A 20,703-nucleotide genomic window follows, 5' to 3' on the forward strand; every position below is an offset into this window, starting at 1 on the left:
AGCATTATTGCGTAAGTAGAACGTTCTAGTAGAACGTTCTACTTACTCTGAACCAAGCGATCAGCGGCTGCAATAACAATCGCTATGGCCAACATGGGGAGATGCTGGTTTTTTGAACTGCTTCAAATTTCATCGGATCGAATTCTTCCTGCGCGGCATCCATTCTGGCCGGAAGATGAATTTTTTTCATATTGGCCGCCTTTTCCTCACTCTTTACGCAGATTTTTCTATTGACGCCCGCGCGCTTTTCCGTCATTTTTACATCTGGACGTCTAAACGTATAGAAGTTCGCAATACAACAGCCATTACATGCGATTGATGAGGTAAGGTATGAGCTTTTTTCACGCCAATCAGCGGGAAGCCCTGAATCAGAGCCTGGCGGAAGTCCAGGGCCAGATTAATGTGTCCTTTGAATTCTTTCCGCCGCGCACCAGTGAAATGGAGCAAACCCTGTGGAAATCCATCGATCGCCTGAGCAGTCTGAAACCGAAGTTTGTCTCGGTGACCTATGGCGCGAACTCCGGCGAGCGCGATCGCACCCACAGCATCATCAAGGGCATTAAAGAGCGAACCGGTCTGGAAGCGGCGCCGCACCTGACCTGTATCGATGCGACTCGCGATGAGCTGCGCACTATCGCCCAGGATTACTGGAACAACGGCATCCGCCATATCGTCGCGTTGCGCGGCGACCTGCCGCCGGGCAGCGGTAAACCGGAGATGTATGCCGCCGATCTGGTCAGCCTGCTGAAAGAGGTGGGGGATTTCGATATCTCTGTTGCCGCGTATCCGGAAGTGCATCCGGAAGCGAAAAGCGCGCAGGCGGATTTACTCAACCTGAAACGCAAAGTCGAGGCAGGCGCCAACCGCGCGATCACCCAGTTCTTCTTCGATGTGGAAAGCTACCTGCGTTTTCGCGATCGCTGCGTCTCAGCGGGCATCGACGTGGAAATTATTCCGGGTATCCTGCCGGTATCCAACTTTAAACAGGCGAAAAAGTTTGCGGATATGACCAACGTTCGTATCCCGGTGTGGATGTCGAAAATGTTCGAAGGTCTCGATAACGATGCCGAAACCCGTCAGCTGGTGGGGGCTAACATCGCTATGGACATGGTCAAGATTTTAAGTCGGGAAGGGGTAAAAGATTTCCACTTCTACACCCTGAACCGCGCCGAAATGAGCTACGCCATCTGCCATACGCTGGGCGTGCGTCCGGCCTGAGTGCTTGCCGTTTCCGCCGCCAGTGGGCGACACGTCCGGCAGATAAACATAAAAAACACCCGGCTGACGCCGGGTGTTTTGTTTTGCTCTGGATTATTCCCATTCCTGCAGGAAGCGCTGGCCATATTGGTCGGCGACCAGCAGCGCGGCGTAGACCTGGTCGGAGTTAACGCCGCCCGGCATATTGTGAATGGTTTCGCCTTCAGCGCAGGCGGCTTCCGCCACCAGGCGCATTTTGGTCGGGATGTCGCCTTTGATATCCAGCTGCGCCAGGGTGATCGGCAGCCCAACGCTGTGACACAGCGCGGCGACGGTCTCGATCTCTTCCACCGGCGCGTTTTCCAGCACCAGCTGCGTCAGGGTGCCGAACGCCACTTTTTCACCGTGATAATAGTGATGAGCGTCAGGGATGGCCGTCATGCCGTTATGAATTGCGTGGGCTGCCGCCAGGCCACCGCTTTCAAAACCGACGCCGCTCAGATAGGTGTTGGCTTCCACCACCCGCTCCAGCGCCGGAGTGACCACGTGCTGTTCGGCGGCCAGCATCGCTTTTTCACCCTCTTCGAGTAAGGTGTTGTAGCACAGCTCGGCCAGCGCCAGCGCCGCCTGGGTGCATTTCCCGCCCGCCATGGTGGTGGCGCCGCTGCGTGAGCAGGCGCGGGCTTCGAACCAGGTGGCCAGCGCATCGCCAATTCCGGCTGCCAGCAGGCGAGCCGGCGCGCCGGCAACGATCTGCGTATCGACAATGACCATGTTAGGGTTGTGCGGTAGCATCAGATAGCTGTCGAACTCCCCTTCGTCGGTGTAAATCACCGACAGCGCGCTGCACGGCGCATCGGTGGAGGCGATGGTGGGGGCGATCGCCACTGGCACCTTCATAAAATGGGCCAGCGCTTTCGCGGTATCCAGGGTTTTACCACCGCCGATCCCCAGCACGGCGGTGCATTTCGCACTGCCGGCGATATCGCGCAGGCGATTGATTTCATTATGCGAACATTCACCGCCAAACGGCGCGATTTCCGCCGCCAGGCCGGCATCGGCCAGGCTTTTGCGTAGCATCTCTTCCGCGAATCCCAGCACGAATTTATCGCCAACGACCAGCCAGCGTTCGGCCAGCGGTTTCAGATAGTCGCCAAGGCGCTTGATGGCGCCTGCGCCCTGAATGTATTTGCCTGGTGATTGAATAATGCGATCCATTACGATTCCTCCTCGATGACCGTGATGCCGCCCGCAGGCGGCGCGCGGGTCCGGTTACAGGTTCAGCGTGCCAAAGGCGTTATTCCAGTCCTGTTCAAACTTCTCTATGGCTGACTCTACCGCAGGGGTGCCGAGCATTTGTTGCGCTACATCTAGTGGAAGGGTGATGGCTTCGCAGCCAGCCAGCAGGCAATCCAGCGCCTGACGGGGCGTTTTGAAGCTCGCCGCCAGCACTTTGCTTTCGGGCGCATGCATTTCCAGCAGGGATTGCAGCTCCTGCACCATGCGGATGCCGTCCCCGCCCTGAGCGTCGACGCGGTTAACGTAAGGCGCGACGTACTTTGCGCCGGCCAGCGCGGCCAGCAGACCCTGTGAGGCGCTGTAGACGGCGGTGCCAAGGGTTGGGATGCCTTCCTTCTTCAGCTGCTTGATCGCGGCGAGGCCTTCGGCGGTGACCGGGATTTTGACCACGATGTCCGGTACGGCGTTGCTCAGGCGTTTGGCTTCTGCCACCATGCCCTGCGCATCGCGGCTCATGGTCTGCGCGAACAGAATCCCTTCCGGGCCAACGGCTTTTTGCAAGCGCGGCAGTACATCCCAGACCGGTGTTTTTCCGGCGGCGATAATGCTCGGGTTGGTGGTCACCCCGGCCAGCGGGTAGATGCGGGCCAGGCGTTCCACTTCGGCGACGTTGGCGGTATCCAGATAGAGTTCCATAGTGTTTTCCTCAATGCTTAATTCGGTGCTGTCGTTGAGGTAAGCATACGGCTTTCGTTTGAAGGATCGCCAGATGACAAATTTGCCAAAAACTGGATAAATGTACGCATCGCGATTAAGGATGATTTAGATCACATTTATCGACGCAGCCTGGGATGAGAGGAAACTATAGCGCGCACAAAAGTCAGGTTTAACACACAAAAATCTAGTTTTTTGCCGGGGATGATTTTTCCGTCAGCTGGCTATGGTACTGGCGGCGGTATTCAGACGGCGAGCGTTCCGTGGTTTTGCGGAACAGGCGGCAGAAGTAGTTACTGTCGGCGAAGCCGCAGGCGTGGGCGATGTCTTTCACTTTCATATCGTGGCCCTTCAGCAGCATACGGGCCTGTTCGAGACGAATGTGGTTCAGATATTCATTGAAGCCCATTGGCCCACATTTCTGGAACAGATGAGAAAGATAGTTAGGAGAGAGATAGAACGCCTGGGCGACCGATTCCCGGCTCAGCGGCTCCGGGTAATGGACCTCGATGTACTGACGGATTGCCTCGAACAGCGCCTGGCTGCGCGAGGAGGTTTGCGCCTGGCTGCCGAGAAGATCATGGCAGTGGCTGAGCAGGCTGATGACGATGCTGCGGGCGGTTTGCTGCTCCTGCGGCTGCATCCGGATCTCGTTGAGCGCCTGCAGCAGAAAGGAACCGACGCGCGGCCCGCGACGCAGCGCCTGTAGTTTTTCAACAACGGCGATCGTCTTGCCATTCCAGTGCTGCAGCGAGCACTCCAGCTGCTGCTTAGCGAACAGGATGCTTAACAGCAGGCAGGGCGCCTGCCACTGTGGGCAGTTCCAGCTATCGCCAGGAATATAGAGCACGTCATGGGTCTCCAGGGGCGGGGCGTTATCGCCGAGCGCCTGGTCGCGCAATTGCCCATCAAGGAGGATATTCAGACGGGGAAAATCAACCTGCACCACCGGTTCAGCAGGCGAGCGCGTCTCGCCGGCGAAATAAACCCGGCCGAGGCTGGTCTGCTTTTTTAGCAATGCATCAATAAGTTGATTGATATCGTTGTCCATCATTGTTCCGCCCCGCGCATCACCCTTTTCATCATACCGGACATTATTCCAGCGGTAAAAGCGCCAGCCTGTCGCTATTGCTTCTCACTTGAGATATGTTATATCGTAACAATTTGTCGCCATTGATAACAAACTCAGGAGAGAGTAATGACCAGAAAGATCCCCCTGCTGGCCTTGGGACTCGGCATGGCGCTAGCCAGCGCCCAGGCGTTCGCCCACGGCAACCATAGCCATGGGCCGGCGCTAACCGAAGTGGAGCGTCAGGCCAGCGAAGGCATTTTTGCGGATAAAGATGTGCAGGACCGCGCGCTGAGCGACTGGGAGGGCGTCTGGCAGTCGGTGAACCCATATCTGCTCAACGGCGATCTCGATCCGGTGCTGGAGCAGAAGGCGAAAAAGCCCGGCGGCAAGAGCGTGGAGGAGTATCGCGCCTATTATAAGAAGGGCTACGCCACCGATGTGGAACAGATTGGCATTGAAGATGACGTGATTGAGTTCCACGTCGGCGAGGCCGTCAACAGCTGCAAATACCGCTATTCAGGCTACAAAATTCTGCATTACGCCTCCGGTAAGAAGGGCGTACGTTATCTGTTCGAGTGCCAGCAGGGCGATGCCAACGCGCCAAAATATGTCCAGTTCAGCGACCATATCATTGGTCCGCGTAAATCGCAGCATTTCCATATTTTCATGGGTAATGAATCACAGGAAGCGTTGTTGAAAGAGATGGATAACTGGCCGACCTATTATCCGTATGCGCTGCATAAAGAACAGATCGTTGATGAGATGTTGCACCACTAAAACGGGTGAAAAATCCCCCGGCCGGGTGGCCGGGGGAAGACATCGATTAGCCGGTGTTACGCATACCGGCGGCGACGCCGGCGATGGTGACCATCAGCGCTTGTTCAACGCGCGGATCCGGGTCTTTGCCCTCTTCTTCAGCCTGGCGTGAACGGTGCAGCAGTTCTGCCTGCAGGACGTTCAGCGGGTCGGTATAGATATTACGCAGCTGGATAGACTCGGCGATCCACGGCAGGTCAGCCATCAGATGGGAGTCGTTGGCGATGGCCAGCACGACGTTGATATCGGCAGCCAGCAGCTTGCGCAGCTCGGTACCCAGCGCCCACAGCTCCGGTTTCACCAGGCGCTGATCGTAATACTCCGCCAGCCACAGGTCGGCCTTCGAGTAAACCATCTCCAGCATGCCGAGGCGGGTGGAGAAGAACGGCCAGTCGCGACACATCGCTTCCAGTTCACTCTGTTTTCCGCCTTCGACTACCTTCTGCAGCGCAGCGCCAGCGCCCAGCCAGGCCGGAAGCATCAGGCGGTTCTGGGTCCAGGCGAAGATCCACGGAATGGCGCGCAGCGACTCGACGCCGCCGGTCGGGCGACGTTTTGCCGGACGCGAACCCAGCGGCAGTTTGCCCAGCTCCTGCTCCGGAGTGGCGGAGCGGAAGTAAGGCACGAAATCTTTGTTTTCACGCACATAGCCGCGATACATCTTGCACGACACGTCGGACAGCTCGGCCATGATGTCGCGCCACTGCGGTTTGGGTTCCGGCGGCGGCAGCAGGTTGGCTTCGAGGATCGCGCTGGTATAGAGCGACAGGCTGCTGATGGTGACTTCCGGCAGGCCGTACTTAAAGCGGATCATCTCACCCTGCTCGGTAACGCGCAGGCCGCCTTTCAGGCTTCCCGGCGGCTGTGAGAGGAGCGCGGCGTGGGCCGGCGCGCCGCCGCGGCCAATGGAGCCACCGCGACCGTGGAACAGCGTCAGTTCGATCCCGGCTTTCTCACAGGTTTTGATCAACGCATCCTGCGCCTGGTACTGCGCCCAGGAGGCGGCCATCACCCCTGCGTCTTTCGCGGAATCAGAGTAGCCGATCATGACCATCTGTTTGCCCTGGATAAAGCCGCGGTACCAGTCGATATTCAGCAACTGGGTCATGACGTCGTTGGCGTTGTTCAGGTCGTCCAGCGTTTCGAACAGCGGAGCCACCGGCAGGGCGAATCCAATCCCGGCCTCTTTCAGCAGCAGGTGAACCGCCAGCACGTCGGACGGCGTTTTGGCCATCGAGATCACGTAGGCGGCGATCGATCCGCGCGGCGCCTCGGCGATCACTCTGCAGGTGTCGAGAACTTCGCGGGTCTCTTCGCTGGGCTCCCACTGGCGCGGCAGCAGCGGACGTTTGGAATTCAGTTCGCGGATCAGGAAAGCCTGTTTGTCGGCTTCTGACCAGCTTTCGTAATCGCCGATCCCGAGGTAACGGGTCATTTCGCCCAGCGCTTCGGTATGGCGAGTGCTTTCCTGACGAATATCAATACGCACCAGCGGTACGCCGAAAGACTTCACGCGGCGTAGGGTGTCGAGCAGCTCGCCGTTGGCGATAATGCCCATGCCGCAGGCCTGCAGCGATTTATAACAGGCGTACAGCGGCTCCCACAGCTGCTCGTTCTGCGTGATCAGTCCCGCCGGTTTCGGCAGCTTCTGGCCTTTCAGACGCGCTTCCAGCCAGGCCTGGGTTTCCATCAGCTGAGCGCGCAGTTTTTTCATCAGGTAACGGTACGGTTCCTGAGCGCCCTCGGCGCCGGCCAGGGCGCGCAATTCGTCGGTACACTCCACCATCGACAGCTCGGAGATCAGCACCTGCACATCTTTAAGGAACAGATCGGTCGCTTTCCAGCGGCTGAGCAGCAGCACGTGGCGGGTGATGTCGGCGGTCACGTTCGGGTTGCCGTCGCGGTCGCCGCCCATCCACGAAGTGAAACGCACCGGGACAAAGTCCACCGGCAGCTGATAGCCAAGGTTGGCTTCCAGCTGTTCGTTCAGCTCGCGCAGGTAGTTAGGCACCCCTTCCCACAGGCTGTTTTCCACCACCGCGAAGCCCCATTTGGCTTCATCGACCGGGGAAGGGCGGTGCTTACGGATTTCATCGGTATGCCAGGACTGGGCGATCAGCTGGCGCAGACGGCGCATCAGCTGGTGGTGCTCGTAGTCCGCGATATCTTTGTTATCCAGCTGCTTGAGGCAGTTGTTCACTTCCACCATTTTATGGATCAGCGTCCGGCGGGTGATCTCGGTCGGGTGGGCGGTTAACACCAGCTCCAGGGAAAGAGATTCCACCGCTTTTTTGATGGTCTCTTCGTTGAGATTGGGTTGGTCTTTGAGCTTTCTCAGGGTACGCGCAATGACTTCCGGATTGCTGGCCGCTTCGCCATTCGGCGAAATGCTGTGGTACTGCTCAGCGGTGTTAGCCAGATTCAGGAACTGGCTGAAGGCACGGGCTACCGGCAGCAGTTCGTCGTTAGACAAATTCTGCAGCGTGGTCAGCAGCTCCTGGCGGTTAGCTTCGTTGCCGGCGCGTGAAGATTTGGACAACTTACGGATAGTTTCGACACGATCAAGAATATTTTCTCCCAGTGCATCCTTGATGGTATCGCCCAGCACCTTGCCGAGCATACTGACATTACTACGCAATGCGGAATATTGTTCGTTCATGTTACCCCAGACACCCCATCTCATTTTATTTTGTTATATCCGCTGCGCTGGAACGTGAGCAACGGATAAGCAACCCGTCTTTTATAAAGCCACGTAAATACCCCCACGTCAATTACTGCGAAATCGCTTCAGCAAACGAGTAAATACCCGTAATTTGCGAAATTTAACTCAGGGGGCGCTGGATAAGCATCGCTTATGGAAATGTGACGATCGTCACCGTTCCGCCCCGGGAGAACGGGGCGGAAAAAGAGGGCGATTTTAGTGCCAGCAGAAGTGGTGGACCACCTGGCTAATTAGCTCCCGCGTCGGCTTGATAAAGCGCGTCTCCAGAAACTCGTCAGGCTGATGGGCCTGGTTGATCGAGCCCGGGCCGAGAACCAGCGTTGGGCACAGCGTCTGGATAAACGGCGCTTCGGTACAGTAGTTCACCACGTCGGTCTGGGCGCCAAGCAGTTTCTCAACCACCTGCACCAGCTTATGGTCCGGTGGGCACTCATAGCCGGGGATCGGCGGATGCAGCTCCGAGACCGTCAGGCGGCCTGGCCAGCGTTCGCTGACCGGGGCCAGCGCCTCGCCCAGCAGACCATTAAGGTCGTTGAGGGTCATCCCCGGCAGCGGGCGGATGTCCATATGCAGTTCACAGCAGGCGCAGATACGGTTTGAGGCATCGCCGCCATGGATGGCGCCGAGGTTGAGGGTCGGGTAAGGGACCGTGAACGCCTCGAAGTGGTAGCGCTCTTTTAGCAGATCGCGCAGCTGCATAATCCGGCCGATGGCGTCGTGCATCAGCTCGATCGCGTTGACCCCGCGCGCCGGATCGCTGGAGTGGCCGGACTGGCCCTGAATACGGATCGCGTTGGACATATGTCCTTTATGGGCGCGGATTGGCTGCAGGGAGGTGGGCTCGCCGATGATGGCGCAGTCCGGGCGCAGCTGGGTGGTTTCGGCAAAATAGCGCGCGCCAGCCATGCTGGTCTCTTCGTCGGCGGTGGCCAGAATATACAGCGGTTTTTTCAGCGTGGTGACGTCGACATCGCGCAGGGCGTCGAGAATAAAGGCGAAAAAGCCTTTCATATCGGCCGTGCCGAGGCCGTAGAGCTTGTTATCGTGTTCGGTGAGGGTGAACGGGTCGCGCGTCCAGCGGCCATCATCGAACGGCACGGTATCGGTATGCCCGGCGAGCAGCAGGCCGCCGGCGCCGTGTCCGGTGCTGGCCAGCAGATTGAATTTATGGCGCGTATCCGGCACTGGCTGTACCTCGACGTTGAAGCCGAGATCGCGGAACCAGCCGGCCAGCAAATTGATTAAAGACTCATTGCTTTGATCGAGAGCCTCTTCGGTCGCGCTGATGGACGGTGTGGCGATCAACGCGCGGTAGATCTCGATAAAGGGCGGTAAATTGTTTTTCATTGTTGACACACCTTGGGTCGTGATAGTATCAATATTCATGCATTTATTGTGAATAAAAATACAATATCGTTGAGCGTAAGAAAACCCATCGAATGTAAGGAGATGCGCTTCCAATGTTAAATACGCTGATTGTGGGTGCCAGTGGTTATGCCGGCGCAGAGCTGGTGACCTATATCAATCGTCATCCGCATATGAACATAACCGCTTTGACGGTCTCCGCGCAAAGCAATGATGCGGGAAAATTAATTTCCGACCTGCATCCGCAGCTCAAAGGCATTGTCGATATGCCGCTGCAGCCGATGTCCGATATCAGCGAATTCAGCGCTGGCGTGGACGTGGTGTTTCTCGCCACCGCGCACGAAGTGAGTCACGATCTGGCGCCGCAGTTCCTTGCCGCCGGCTGCGTGGTGTTCGATCTCTCCGGTGCCTTCCGCGTTAACGATGGGGCGTTCTACGAAAAATATTATGGTTTCACTCATCAGCATCCCGACCTGCTCAAACAGGCGGTGTATGGTCTGGCGGAGTGGAGCGCGGATGCGCTTAAAGAAGCGCAGTTAATCGCGGTGCCTGGCTGCTACCCAACGGCGGCGCAGCTGTCGCTGAAGCCGCTGATCGATGCCGGTCTGCTGGATCTCAACCAGTGGCCAGTGATCAACGCCACCAGCGGGGTGAGCGGCGCGGGACGCAAAGCCGCGATCGGCAACAGCTTCTGTGAAGTCAGCCTGCAGCCGTACGGCATATTTAACCATCGTCATCAGCCGGAGATTGCCAGCCACCTCGGAGCGAAAGTGATTTTTACCCCGCACCTGGGTAATTTTAAACGCGGTATTCTGGAAACCATTACCTGCCGCCTGAAGCCGGGCGTTGGCCATGCGCAGATCGCGGCGGTTTACCAGCAGGCTTACGCCGATAAACCGCTGGTACGTTTATATGATAAAGGCGTGCCCGCAGTGAAAAGCGTCGAAGGTCTGCCATTCTGTGATATCGGTTTTGCCGTGCAGGACGATCATCTCATCGTCGTCGCGGCAGAAGATAATCTGCTGAAAGGCGCCGCAGCGCAGGCGGTGCAGTGCGCGAATATTCGTTTCGGCTTCGCTGAGACGCAGTCTCTTATTTAAGGTGTGATGATGAACCCATTAATTATCAAACTCGGCGGCGTATTACTCGATAGCGAAGAAGCGCTGGAGCGTCTGTTTACCGCGCTGGTCAATTACCGTGAAGCGCACCAGCGTCCGCTGATTATCGTCCACGGCGGCGGCTGCGTGGTGGATGAGCTGATGAAGCAGCTCAATCTGCCGGTGCAGAAGAAAAATGGTCTGCGGGTGACGCCGGCTGAGCAAATCGACATCATCACCGGCGCGCTGGCGGGAACCGCTAACAAGACGCTGCTGGCGTGGGCGAAAAAGCACGGTCTGGCCTCTGTCGGCCTGTTCCTCGGCGATGGCGATAGCGTGAAGGTGACGCAGCTGGATGCTGAGCTGGGCCATGTCGGGCTGGCGCAGCCGGGCTCTCCGACGCTGATCAACACCCTGCTGGCGGGCGGTTACCTGCCGGTGGTGAGCTCTATCGGCGTGACCGATGAGGGCCAGCTGATGAACGTCAATGCTGACCAGGCGGCGACGGCGCTGGCGGCTACCCTGGGGGCGGATCTGATTCTGCTGTCTGACGTCAGCGGTATCCTCGACGGTAAAGGGCAGCGCATTGCCGAGATGACCGCCGAGAAAGCGGAGCAACTGATCGAGCAGGGGATTATCACCGACGGCATGATGGTCAAAGTGAATGCGGCCCTCGACGCCGCGCGCGCTCTGGGCCGTCCGGTGGACATCGCCTCCTGGCGTCACGCCGAGCAGCTGCCGGCGTTGTTTAACGGCACGCCTATCGGCACACGTATTCTGGCTTAAGATTTCATGCCCGGCGGCGCGTTGTCTGCCGGGCTTACAAGACCGTAGGCCGGGGAGGCACAACGCCACCGGCGGAACTAACGAATAAAGGAAGCATGTTATGGCACTTTGGGGCGGGCGTTTTACACAGGCAGCAGATCAACGGTTTAAACAGTTCAATGACTCGTTGCGCTTCGACTATCGTCTGGCGGAGCAGGATATCGTTGGCTCTGTCGCCTGGTCGAAAGCGCTGGTAACGGTCGGCGTTCTGAGTGCCGCTGAACAGCAGCAACTGGAAGAAGCGCTGAACGTGCTACTGGAAGAGGTGCGCGCCAATCCGCAGCAAATCCTCGCCAGCGATGCCGAAGATATTCACAGCTGGGTGGAAGGCAAACTGATCGACAAAGTGGGCCAGTTGGGCAAGAAACTGCATACCGGCCGCAGCCGTAATGACCAGGTCGCTACCGATCTTAAACTGTGGTGCAAAGATACCGTTGTCGAATTGCTGTCGGCGAACCGCCAGCTGCAGAGCGCGCTGGTGGAGACGGCCCAGCAGAACCAGGACGCGGTGATGCCGGGGTACACCCACCTGCAGCGCGCCCAACCGGTGACGTTCGCGCACTGGTGTCTGGCCTATGTCGAAATGCTGGCGCGCGACGAAAGCCGCCTGCAGGACGCACTGAAGCGCCTCGACGTTAGCCCGCTGGGCTGCGGCGCGCTGGCGGGAACGGCGTATGAGATCGACCGCGAGCAGCTGGCCGGGTGGCTGGGCTTTGCCTCCGCCACCCGCAACAGCCTCGACAGCGTGTCCGACCGTGACCATGTTCTGGAGCTGCTTTCCGATGCCTCTATCGGCATGGTGCATCTGTCGCGCTTTGCGGAAGATCTGATTTTCTTCAACTCCGGCGAGGCGAATTTCGTCGAGCTTTCCGACCGCGTAACCTCAGGCTCCTCGCTGATGCCGCAAAAGAAAAACCCGGACGCCCTGGAGCTTATCCGTGGCAAATGCGGTCGCGTGCAGGGCGCGCTGACCGGCATGATGATGACCCTGAAAGGGCTGCCGCTGGCCTACAACAAAGATATGCAGGAAGATAAAGAGGGGCTTTTCGACGCCCTGGATACCTGGCTCGACTGCCTGCATATGGCGACCCTGGTGCTGGATGGCATCCAGGTAAAACGTCCGCGCTGTGCGGAAGCGGCGCAGCAGGGCTATGCCAACGCCACGGAGCTGGCGGATTATCTGGTGGCGAAAGGCGTACCGTTCCGCGAGGCGCACCATATTGTCGGTGAAGCGGTGGTGGAAGCCATTGCGCAAGGGAAACCGCTGGAAGCGCTGGCCCTGGCCGATCTGCAGAAATTCAGCCCGGTGATTGCGGACGATGTTTATCCGATCCTGTCGCTGCAGTCCTGCCTGGATAAACGCGCGGCAAAAGGCGGCGTCTCGCCGCAGCAGGTGGCGCAGGCTATCGGCGAGGCGAAGGCCCGTCTGAGCTAATCCTTAGATATCTGCCCCCCCTGACCCGGCCGAGCCCAGCGACGCCGGGTTTTTTATGCAAAAAAAAAGCGGACGCAAGGTCCGCAAAAGTTCACGTTGGCTTTAGTTGTTCGGGTAGAGAAACAGTGTGACGGGCCAGTGGTTTTCACAGGTTCACCGTCTTTATGGGTGTATTATTGAACAGAAAACTTGATAGGGATAATCGTTCGTTGCTATGCTATCTATCGCCATGGACTATCGTGGCGATGGAGGATGAATAATGAATATTCGCGATCTTGAATACCTGGTAGCGCTCGCCGAACACCGCCACTTCCGGCGGGCGGCTGACTCATGCCATGTGAGCCAACCGACGCTCAGCGGACAGATCCGCAAGCTGGAGGATGAGCTTGGCGTCATGCTGCTGGAGCGCACCAGCCGTAAGGTTCTGTTTACCCAGGCGGGGCTGTTGCTGGTGGATCAGGCGCGTACCGTGTTACGCGAAGTAAAAGTGCTCAAGGAGATGGCAAGCCAACAAGGGGAAACCATGTCCGGGCCGCTGCATATCGGCCTGATCCCGACAATTGGCCCGTACCTGCTGCCGCACATCATTCCGATGCTGCATCAGACCTTCCCGAAGCTGGAAATGTATCTGCACGAAGCGCAGACCCATCAGCTGCTGGCTCAGCTCGACAGCGGTAAGCTCGACTGCGCCATCCTGGCGCTGGTCAAAGAGAGCGAGGCCTTTATCGAGGTGCCGCTGTTCGATGAGCCGATGATGCTGGCTATCTATGAAGATCATCCGTGGGCAAACCGCGATCGGGTGCCGATGTCGGATCTGGCCGGTGAAAAGCTGCTGATGCTGGAGGATGGGCACTGCCTGCGCGATCAGGCGATGGGCTTCTGCTTTGAAGCGGGGGCGGATGAGGATACCCACTTCCGCGCGACCAGCCTGGAAACGCTGCGAAATATGGTAGCGGCAGGCAGCGGTATTACCCTGCTGCCTGCGCTGGCGGTGCCTCAGGAAAGAAAACGCGATGGCGTGGTCTACCTGCCGTGCATTAAGCCAGAGCCAAGACGCACCATCGGTCTGGTTTACCGTCCGGGCTCACCGCTGCGCAGCCGCTACGAACATCTGGCGGAGGCCATCCGCGGCACGATGGATGGCCATTTCGACAAGGCGTTAAAACAGGCGGTTTAAGCCGTTCAGCGCGGCAACCCGGTACGCTTCCGCCATGGTCGGGTAGTTAAAGGTGGTGTTGACGAAGTACTCAATGGTGTTACCACCACCTTTCTGCTCCATGATCGCCTGGCCGATGTGAATGATTTCGGCTGCGCGTTCGCCAAAGCAGTGAATGCCGAGGATCTCCTTGGTTTCCCGATGGAACAGGATCTTCAGGGTTCCCACGCTCATGCCAACGATTTGCGCCCGCGCCAGGTGTTTAAACTGAGCGCGACCCACCTCATACGGCACTTTCATCGCCGTCAGCTGCTGCTCGGTTTTCCCGACGGAGCTGATTTCCGGAATGGTGTAGATCCCGGTCGGGATATCTTCAATCAGATGCGCTGAGGCTTCGCCTTTCACCAGCGCCTGGGCGGCAATGCGTCCCTGATCGTACGCCGCGGAGGCGAGGCTCGGATAGCCGATGACATCCCCAACCGCATAGATGTGCGGAAGGGCGGTCTGATACATGCTGTTGACCTTCAGCTGACCGCGGCTGTCGGTCTGCAGACCGATATTTTCCAGCGCCAGAGTGTCGGTATTGCCGGTGCGGCCGTTGGCGTACAGCAGGCAATCGGCTTTCAGTTTTTTGCCGGACTTCAGGTGCATGATCACCCCGTCATCCACCCCCTCAATTTTCTCATACTCCTCGTTGTGGCGAATGACCACGCCGCTGTTCCAAAAGTGATAAGAGAGCGAATCTGACATCTCCTGATCGAGGAAGGCCAGCAGACGATCGCGGGTGTTGATCAGATCGACCTTCACCTCCATGCCGCGGAAGATCGACGCATATTCACAACCGATTACCCCGGCGCCGTAAATGATCACATGGCGCGGCTCATGCTGCAGGCTGAGAATCGAATCGCTGTCATAGATGCGCGGGTGGTGGAAATCGACATCCGCCGGATGGTAGGGGCGAGATCCGCAGGCGATAACGAATTTCTCCGCGGTCACCGTCTCAACCGTGCCGTCATGACACTCCAGCGCCAGAGTATGCTCATCAACGAAGTGGGCATTGCCCTGCAGAATTTCACAGTGGTTGCGCTCATAGAATCCCTGGCGCATATGAGTCTGCTGGTTGATGACGCTGTCGGCATGGTTAAGGATGTCGGCGAAAGAAGAGCGAAGAAGGCGGGAGTGGTCGCTGTAGAGGGGGTTTTGGTTAAACTCGATAATACGGCTGACGGCATGGCGGAGGGCTTTCGACGGGATGGTGCCCCAGTGGGTGCAACCGCCGCCGACGTTATGGTAGCGCTCGATGACGGCAACGCGTGCTCCCTGTTTTACCAGTCCCATGGCGGCGCCTTCGCCGCCAGGACCGGAACCAATCACTATTGCATCATAATCCCAAGAGTGTGACATGGCATTACTCACCTGTTTTATACATAAAATAAACACGATGATAACATTCGCTGCGCTTTAACCCAATTATCGTTGTGCTTTTTTGCGGCATAAAAGCAGAAACGGCTCGTAAACAATCATTCACAATCCAGGGCAAACCGATTAGTTTTAATCTCTGGTATAGTGCCAGCAGGGCTATTGGAAGGATTCATACATCGTGATGGGCGTAAGAGCACAACAAAAAGAAAAAACCCGCCGTTCGCTGGTGGAAGCGGCATTCAGCCAACTTAGCGCTGAGCGGAGTTTCGCCAGCCTGAGTTTGCGTGAAGTGGCGCGGGAAGCAGGGATCGCGCCGACGTCCTTTTATCGTCATTTTCGCGATGTCGATGAGTTAGGCCTGACGATGGTCGATGAGAGCGGACTGATGCTGCGCCAGCTGATGCGCCAGGCGCGCCAGCGGATTGCCAAAGGCGGCAGCGTGATCCGCACCTCGGTCTCGACCTTTATGGAGTTTATCGGTAACAACCCGAACGCCTTCCGCCTGCTGCTGCGCGAGCGCTCGGGAACTTCTGCGGCGTTTCGCGCCGCCGTCGCACGCGAGATCCAGCACTTTATTGCGGAACTCGCCGACTATTTAGAACTCGAAAACCATATGCCGCGTGCCTTTACCGAAGCGCAGGCTGAAGCTATGGTCACCATCGTTTTTAGCGCTGGCGCGGAAGCGCTGGATGTCGGCCCTGAACAGCGCCGACAGCTGGAAGAACGGTTGGTACTGCAGCTCAGAATGATCTCGAAAGGCGCGTATTACTGGTATCGCCGTGAACAAGAAAAAATGTCACATCATTCCGAATAACGTGAAGGACGAGCAATGAAACACTCAGTTCAAGATAAAGGTACGCTGCTGCTGGCGCTGATTGCCGGGTTATCTATTAATGGCGCCTTTGCGGCGCTGTTCAGTTCGATAGTTCCGTTTTCCGTCTTCCCCATCTTATCCCTGCTGCTGACGGTCTACTGTCTGCATCAGCGCTATCAGAATCGCAGTATGCCCGTTGGGCTACCGGGCCTGGCCGCCGCTTTTTTTATTCTCGGGGTGCTGTTGTACAGCACCGTCGTGCGTGCGGAGTACCCGGATATCGGCTCTAACTTCTTCCCGGCCGTTCTGTCCGTCGCGATGGTCTTCTGGATCGGCTACAAGATGCGTAACCGCAAAAATACGGCAGCCGAATAAGCCGCCAGTGATAAAAAACCGGCAATATGACGTTGCCGGTTTTTTTTGGCCTATTTCCGGGTCAACAGCACGCCGCATTCCATGTGATGGGTATACGGGAACTGGTCGAACAGCGCCAGCCGGGTAACATTATGCGTCTGGCTTAGCGTTTCCAGATTGCGGCACAGCGTTTCCGGGTTGCACGAAATGTACAGAATGCGCGGATAGGCCTGCACCATTTTTTCCGTTTCACTGTCCAGCCCGCTACGCGGCGGATCGACGAAAATGGTCTCGCACTGATAGCTTTGCAGATCGATACCCTGCAGCCGGTTAAACTCACGCACGCCGTTCATCGCCTGAGTAAACTCTTCCGCCGCCATGCGGATAATCTGCACGTTGTCGATATGGTTGGCGGCGATGTTGTACTGCGCCGCCGCCACCGACGGTTTGGCGATTTCGGTGGCCAGGACGCGATCGAAATTACGCGCCAGCGCCAGCGAGAAGTTACCGTTGCCGCAGTACAATTCCAGCAGGTCGCCGGTCGCTCCTTTGGTGACATCCAGCGCCCACTCCAGCATTTGAATGTTCATTGCCGCGTTCGGTTGGGTAAAGCTGTTTTCCACCTGACGGTAGATCATCTCCCGACCGCCAACCGGCAGACGTTCATCTATATAATCCTGATCGAGCTCGATTTTAGTTTTGGTCGCCCGACCAATCAGATGCACATTGAGCCCCTGGGCTCGCAGGGCGTCACGCAGCGCCTCCGCTTGCTCACGCCAGGCATCGTCCAGCTTTTTATGATACAGCAGCGAGACGACCGCCTGATTGCTGAGGGTGGTCAGATAGTCAATCTGGAACAGCTTATGGCGCAGGACGGGATTGTTGCGCACGCCCTCCAGCATGGCGGTCATCAGCTGATTGATCAGCGCGCTGGCGGCCGGAAAGCTGTCAACGCGAATCCGCGACCGGGTCTGCTGATCGAAAATAATATGGTACAGGTCGTCGCCATCGTGCCACAGACGGAACTCGGCGCGCATACGGTAGTGGCTGACCGGCGAACGAAACACTTCCGGAACCGGCGCGGCAAAAGGCGCCATCATGGTTTGCAAACGGACGACTTTTTCTGCCAGCTGCGCTTCGTATTGCTCGGTAGGAAGGTGTTCGGGGGTCATGATGTATCCTGAATAAAATAAGTACGCGGGGATTGTAGGGAAAGCGCCGGGGATGTCCAGCCTCGAATGCCGCGGGAAATATAATTAGCAGTCTGGACATCTATATGATTCTGATTGTAGCATTCGCCTACCGGTCCTGTGAGTTAAAAGGGAACCCAGTGGAAATCTGGGGCTGACGCGCAGCGGTAAGGAAGGTGAGAAATGAGCGCACTCGGTGCAGACACTGCGGTTAGCCGTGGGAAGTCATTATTTCTTGAAACAGCCTCCAAGCCCGAAGACCTGCCGGAATACGTCGCACTGGGTTTTATCGTCGCGAGCAACTGATAAAACCTGCGGCATCCTTTTTCTGTTTCGGATGCTTTTACAATGATTAAAAAAGCTTCGCTGATGACGGCCTTATCCGTCACGGCATTTTCCGGCTGGGCGCAGGATAGCAATTCAGATACGTTGGTGGTGACAGCAAACCGTTTTCAACAGCCGGTCAATACCGTGCTGGCGCCGACCGATATAGTGACGCGTGATGACATCGATCGCTGGCAGTCCAAAGATTTAAACGATGTCATGCGTCGTCTTCCCGGGGTCGATATTGCCCGCAATGGCGGCATGGGGCAGAGCGCTTCGCTGTATGTTCGGGGGACGGAGGCTCGCCACGTGCTGGTGCTGATCGATGGTGTGCCGATGGCGCGTCCGGGGATCTCCAACGGCGTGGATATCAGTCAGATCCCTATCTCTTTAGTCCAGCGGGTGGAATATATCCGCGGCCCGCGCTCCGCGGTGTACGGCTCCGGAGCGATCGGCGGGGTGGTGAACATTATCACCATGACCGACGCAGAGCGTTCGCAGATCAACGCCGGCGCGGGAACGAACGGCTATCAGTCCTATGATGGCGCCTTCAACAAGCGGTTTGGCGATACGCTGGTTACCGCTGCCGGCGCCTATCAGACCACCAAAGGGTTTAACGTCCAGCCGAACTCCTCTTATAGCGGCGACAGCGATCGCGACGGCTACCGCAATAAAATGCTGTGGGGCGGGGTACAGCATCAGTTCGATGATAACTTCTCGGGATTCTTCCGCGGCTATGGTTATTCCGCCAATGCTGACTATGACCAGGGTAACTGGGGCTACGCAGGTGGAAACGATGAAGATCAGTCCTATACCCAATCCTGGGATACCGGTCTGCACTACCACTCCGGAATTTACTCCTCCCAGCTGATTGCGAACTATCAGCGTATTAAAGATTACAACTACAGCAGCGACGCTGGCCGCTATGCCGCGGGCACCACCCTGGATGATATGGAACAGCGCTATATCCAGTGGGGAAATAATGTTGTGGTGGGCCATGGCGCGGTGAGCGGCGGCGTAGACTGGAAACAGGAGAAGCTGAAATCCAGCGGAACGACCAATACCGACGTGTATAAGCGCGATACCACCGGTCTTTATCTGACGGGCCAGCAGCAGATTGACAGCGTGACGCTGGAAGCTTCCGGCCGTGAGGATCATGACGAGCAGTTTGGCTGGCACGGTACCTGGCAGACGGCGGCAGGCTGGGAATTTATCGACGGTTATCGGACAACGCTCTCGTACGGCACAGGATTCCTCGCCCCCTCCCTCGGGCAGCAGTACGGCGCAGAACGCTTTGGCATCGCCTCTAACCCGAACCTGAAGCCAGAGGAGTCGAAGCAATGGGAAGCGGGCCTTGAAGGGTTAACGGGGCCGGTCGACTGGCGTCTCTCCGCGTATCGCTATGAGATTCAAAACCTCATCGATTACGACAACAACGCCTATTACAACGTCAAGTCGGCGACGATCAAGGGGCTGGAGTGGACGGGAAATGTCACCACAGGGCCGGTGGAGCACCATCTGACGCTGCAGTATGTTGACCCTCGCGATGATGAAACTAACAAGATCCTCTATCGCCGGGCGAAGCAGCAGGTGAAATACGAGCTGAACGGCCAGGTCTACGATCTGGGTTGGGATGTGACGTATCACTACATCGGCAAGCGCTACGATTATGATTACGACAATTCGCGTACCGTCAATATGGGTGGGTTGAGCCTCTGGGATGTCGGTTTATCGTATCCCGTCACCTCACACCTGACAGTTCGTGGTAAAATAGCCAACCTGTTCGATAAAGATTACGAGACAGTTTATGGCTACCAATCTGCAGGACGGGAATACACCTTGTCTGGCAGCTACACCTTCTGATCCACGTCCCACCGTGCTGGTGTTTGATTCCGGCGTCGGTGGGTTGTCGGTTTATAATGAGATTCGGCAGCTGCTGCCGAATCTGCATTACATCTATGCTTTCGATAATGTTGCCTTCCCCTATGGCGAGAAGAGCGAGGAGTTTATCGTTGAGCGCGTTGTGGAAATCGTCACTGCTGTCCAGCAGCGTTATCCCCTGGCGCTGGCGGTGATCGCCTGCAATACCGCCAGTACCGTCTCCCTGCCTGCCCTGCGTGAAAAGTTCGCCTTCCCCGTTGTTGGCGTGGTGCCGGCGATCAAGCCCGCCGCCCGCTTAACGGCGAACGGCATTGTTGGTCTGCTGGCGACGCGCGGTACCGTAAAGCGTCCTTATACCCGTGAGCTGATCGACCGCTTTGCCAATGAATGTCGGATTGAGATGCTGGGGTCGGCGGAGCTGGTGGAGCTGGCGGAAGCGAAGCTGCACGGCGAGCCTGTGCCGTTAGAAGAGCTGCGCCGTATCCTGCGCCCGTGGCTGCGGATGCAGGAGCCGCCGGATACGGTGGTGCTGGGCTGCACCCATTTTCCTCTTTTACAGGAGGAGCTGCAGTGCGTTCTGCCGGAAGGCACGCGGCTGATTGATTCCGGCGCGGCGATTGCCCGTCGCACCGCCTGGCTGTTAGAGCATGAAGCGCCGGATGCGAAGTCCAGCGACGAGAATAAAGCATTCTGCATGGCGTTGACGGCAGAAACGGAACAACTTTTACCCGTTTTGCATCGCTATGGCTTCTCGACGCTGGAAAAATTACCGCTTTAACGGCGTTTTGCACAAAAAAGAGACGGTTGAATAATTTTTTGAAAACAGGGCTTGTCAACGTCTCAGAACTCCCTATAATGCGCCTCCACTGACACGGAACAACGGCAAGCGAGCCGCCGGGTCAGCAGGGTTTCGGCGATGAAGTTCAGCGCTGAAAACCGACAGAGAAAAGCAAAATAAGGGCTTGACTCTGAATGAGGAAAACGTATTATACGGGACCTCGCAACGGTGAGCTGAAAGCCGCGTTGCAACTGCTCTTTAACAATTTATCAGACAATCTGTGTGGGCACTCAAAGTGACAT

General features: G+C 57.3%; 18 protein-coding genes and 1 riboswitch. Of the genes, 10 read left to right on the plus strand and 8 right to left on the minus strand.

Annotated elements, in window-relative coordinates; all coding sequences use genetic code 11:
- Positions 1-82 precede the first annotated feature (82 nt).
- Positions 83-256, minus strand: coding sequence for a hypothetical protein (locus tag ABLU73_RS24440; RefSeq protein WP_017899816.1), 174 nt, complete (start codon positions 254-256; stop codon positions 83-85).
- Between the two features lie 74 nt (positions 257-330).
- Here ABLU73_RS24440 and metF point away from each other — a divergent pair, with 74 nt between their 5' ends.
- Positions 331-1,218: a methylenetetrahydrofolate reductase gene (gene metF / locus ABLU73_RS24445; protein WP_004203682.1), complete on the plus strand. Its 888-nt coding sequence runs from the start codon at positions 331-333 to the stop codon at positions 1,216-1,218.
- A 93-nt stretch (positions 1,219-1,311) separates the two neighbouring features.
- Here the strand turns inward: metF and ABLU73_RS24450 are convergent, their stop codons facing one another.
- The 3 genes from ABLU73_RS24450 to ABLU73_RS24460 form a co-directional block, all read right to left on the minus strand.
- Positions 1,312-2,415: a glycerol dehydrogenase gene (locus ABLU73_RS24450; protein WP_004203683.1), complete on the minus strand. Its 1,104-nt coding sequence runs from the start codon at positions 2,413-2,415 to the stop codon at positions 1,312-1,314.
- A gap of 54 nt (positions 2,416-2,469) precedes the next feature.
- Positions 2,470-3,132 (minus strand): fructose-6-phosphate aldolase, encoded by a 663-nt coding sequence (fsa, locus tag ABLU73_RS24455; RefSeq protein WP_062913764.1) that lies wholly within the window; start codon positions 3,130-3,132, stop codon positions 2,470-2,472.
- 205 nt (positions 3,133-3,337) lie between these two features.
- Positions 3,338-4,279 carry an AraC family transcriptional regulator gene (locus ABLU73_RS24460; protein WP_226648908.1) on the minus strand — a complete coding sequence of 314 codons (942 nt, stop codon included), beginning with the start codon at positions 4,277-4,279 and terminating at the stop codon, positions 3,338-3,340.
- A 69-nt stretch (positions 4,280-4,348) separates the two neighbouring features.
- On the opposite strand from ABLU73_RS24460, the gene zinT reads away from it, so the two are divergent.
- The gene (gene zinT, locus ABLU73_RS24465) at positions 4,349-4,999 is read left to right on the plus strand and encodes a metal-binding protein ZinT (RefSeq protein WP_017899813.1); all 651 of its coding nucleotides are present in this window, start codon (positions 4,349-4,351) and stop codon (positions 4,997-4,999) included.
- Between the two features lie 46 nt (positions 5,000-5,045).
- Here the strand turns inward: zinT and ppc are convergent, their stop codons facing one another.
- The gene (ppc, locus tag ABLU73_RS24470; RefSeq protein ID WP_004203687.1) at positions 5,046-7,697 is read right to left on the minus strand and encodes a phosphoenolpyruvate carboxylase; all 2,652 of its coding nucleotides are present in this window, start codon (positions 7,695-7,697) and stop codon (positions 5,046-5,048) included.
- A gap of 258 nt (positions 7,698-7,955) precedes the next feature.
- Positions 7,956-9,107: an acetylornithine deacetylase gene (argE, locus tag ABLU73_RS24475; protein WP_004203688.1), complete on the minus strand. Its 1,152-nt coding sequence runs from the start codon at positions 9,105-9,107 to the stop codon at positions 7,956-7,958.
- A gap of 113 nt (positions 9,108-9,220) precedes the next feature.
- Here argE and argC point away from each other — a divergent pair, with 113 nt between their 5' ends.
- From argC to oxyR, 4 genes are all read left to right on the plus strand, one after another.
- Positions 9,221-10,225 carry an N-acetyl-gamma-glutamyl-phosphate reductase gene (gene argC, locus ABLU73_RS24480; RefSeq protein ID WP_004203689.1) on the plus strand — a complete coding sequence of 335 codons (1,005 nt, stop codon included), beginning with the start codon at positions 9,221-9,223 and terminating at the stop codon, positions 10,223-10,225.
- 6 nt (positions 10,226-10,231) lie between these two features.
- Complete coding sequence (gene argB / locus ABLU73_RS24485) at positions 10,232-11,008, plus strand: acetylglutamate kinase (RefSeq protein WP_264924713.1); 777 nt, start codon at positions 10,232-10,234, stop codon at positions 11,006-11,008.
- 100 nt (positions 11,009-11,108) lie between these two features.
- Positions 11,109-12,482, plus strand: coding sequence for an argininosuccinate lyase (gene argH / locus ABLU73_RS24490; RefSeq protein WP_004203690.1), 1,374 nt, complete (start codon positions 11,109-11,111; stop codon positions 12,480-12,482).
- Between the two features lie 259 nt (positions 12,483-12,741).
- The gene (gene oxyR, locus ABLU73_RS24495; protein WP_002883015.1) at positions 12,742-13,659 is read left to right on the plus strand and encodes a DNA-binding transcriptional regulator OxyR; all 918 of its coding nucleotides are present in this window, start codon (positions 12,742-12,744) and stop codon (positions 13,657-13,659) included.
- Here oxyR and sthA read toward each other — a convergent pair.
- Positions 13,642-15,042 carry a Si-specific NAD(P)(+) transhydrogenase gene (gene sthA, locus ABLU73_RS24500; protein ID WP_002883016.1) on the minus strand — a complete coding sequence of 467 codons (1,401 nt, stop codon included), beginning with the start codon at positions 15,040-15,042 and terminating at the stop codon, positions 13,642-13,644. The genes oxyR and sthA overlap by 18 nt on opposite strands.
- 196 nt (positions 15,043-15,238) lie before the next feature.
- Here sthA and fabR point away from each other — a divergent pair, with 196 nt between their 5' ends.
- The gene (gene fabR / locus ABLU73_RS24505) at positions 15,239-15,874 is read left to right on the plus strand and encodes an HTH-type transcriptional repressor FabR (protein ID WP_004151856.1); all 636 of its coding nucleotides are present in this window, start codon (positions 15,239-15,241) and stop codon (positions 15,872-15,874) included.
- A 15-nt stretch (positions 15,875-15,889) separates the two neighbouring features.
- A complete protein-coding gene (locus ABLU73_RS24510; RefSeq protein WP_004203691.1) occupies positions 15,890-16,249 on the plus strand; it encodes a YijD family membrane protein in 360 nt (119 codons plus the stop codon).
- A gap of 50 nt (positions 16,250-16,299) precedes the next feature.
- Here the strand turns inward: ABLU73_RS24510 and trmA are convergent, their stop codons facing one another.
- Positions 16,300-17,400 carry a tRNA (uridine(54)-C5)-methyltransferase TrmA gene (gene trmA, locus ABLU73_RS24515; protein ID WP_004203692.1) on the minus strand — a complete coding sequence of 367 codons (1,101 nt, stop codon included), beginning with the start codon at positions 17,398-17,400 and terminating at the stop codon, positions 16,300-16,302.
- 114 nt (positions 17,401-17,514) lie between these two features.
- Positions 17,515-17,702: riboswitch (cobalamin riboswitch) on the plus strand.
- A 64-nt stretch (positions 17,703-17,766) separates the two neighbouring features.
- On the opposite strand from trmA, the gene btuB reads away from it, so the two are divergent.
- Both btuB and murI read left to right on the plus strand, forming a co-directional pair.
- Complete coding sequence (btuB, locus tag ABLU73_RS24520) at positions 17,767-19,605, plus strand: TonB-dependent vitamin B12 receptor BtuB (protein ID WP_023319435.1); 1,839 nt, start codon at positions 17,767-17,769, stop codon at positions 19,603-19,605.
- The gene (murI, locus tag ABLU73_RS24525) at positions 19,550-20,401 is read left to right on the plus strand and encodes a glutamate racemase (protein ID WP_004203695.1); all 852 of its coding nucleotides are present in this window, start codon (positions 19,550-19,552) and stop codon (positions 20,399-20,401) included. Before btuB ends, murI begins: the two co-directional genes overlap by 56 nt.
- The last annotated feature ends 302 nt before the right edge of the window (positions 20,402-20,703 follow it).

The sequence above is a fragment of the Klebsiella sp. GG_Kp175 genome (assembly GCF_040062325.1).
In the GTDB taxonomy this organism is placed as follows: domain Bacteria; phylum Pseudomonadota; class Gammaproteobacteria; order Enterobacterales; family Enterobacteriaceae; genus Klebsiella; species Klebsiella quasipneumoniae.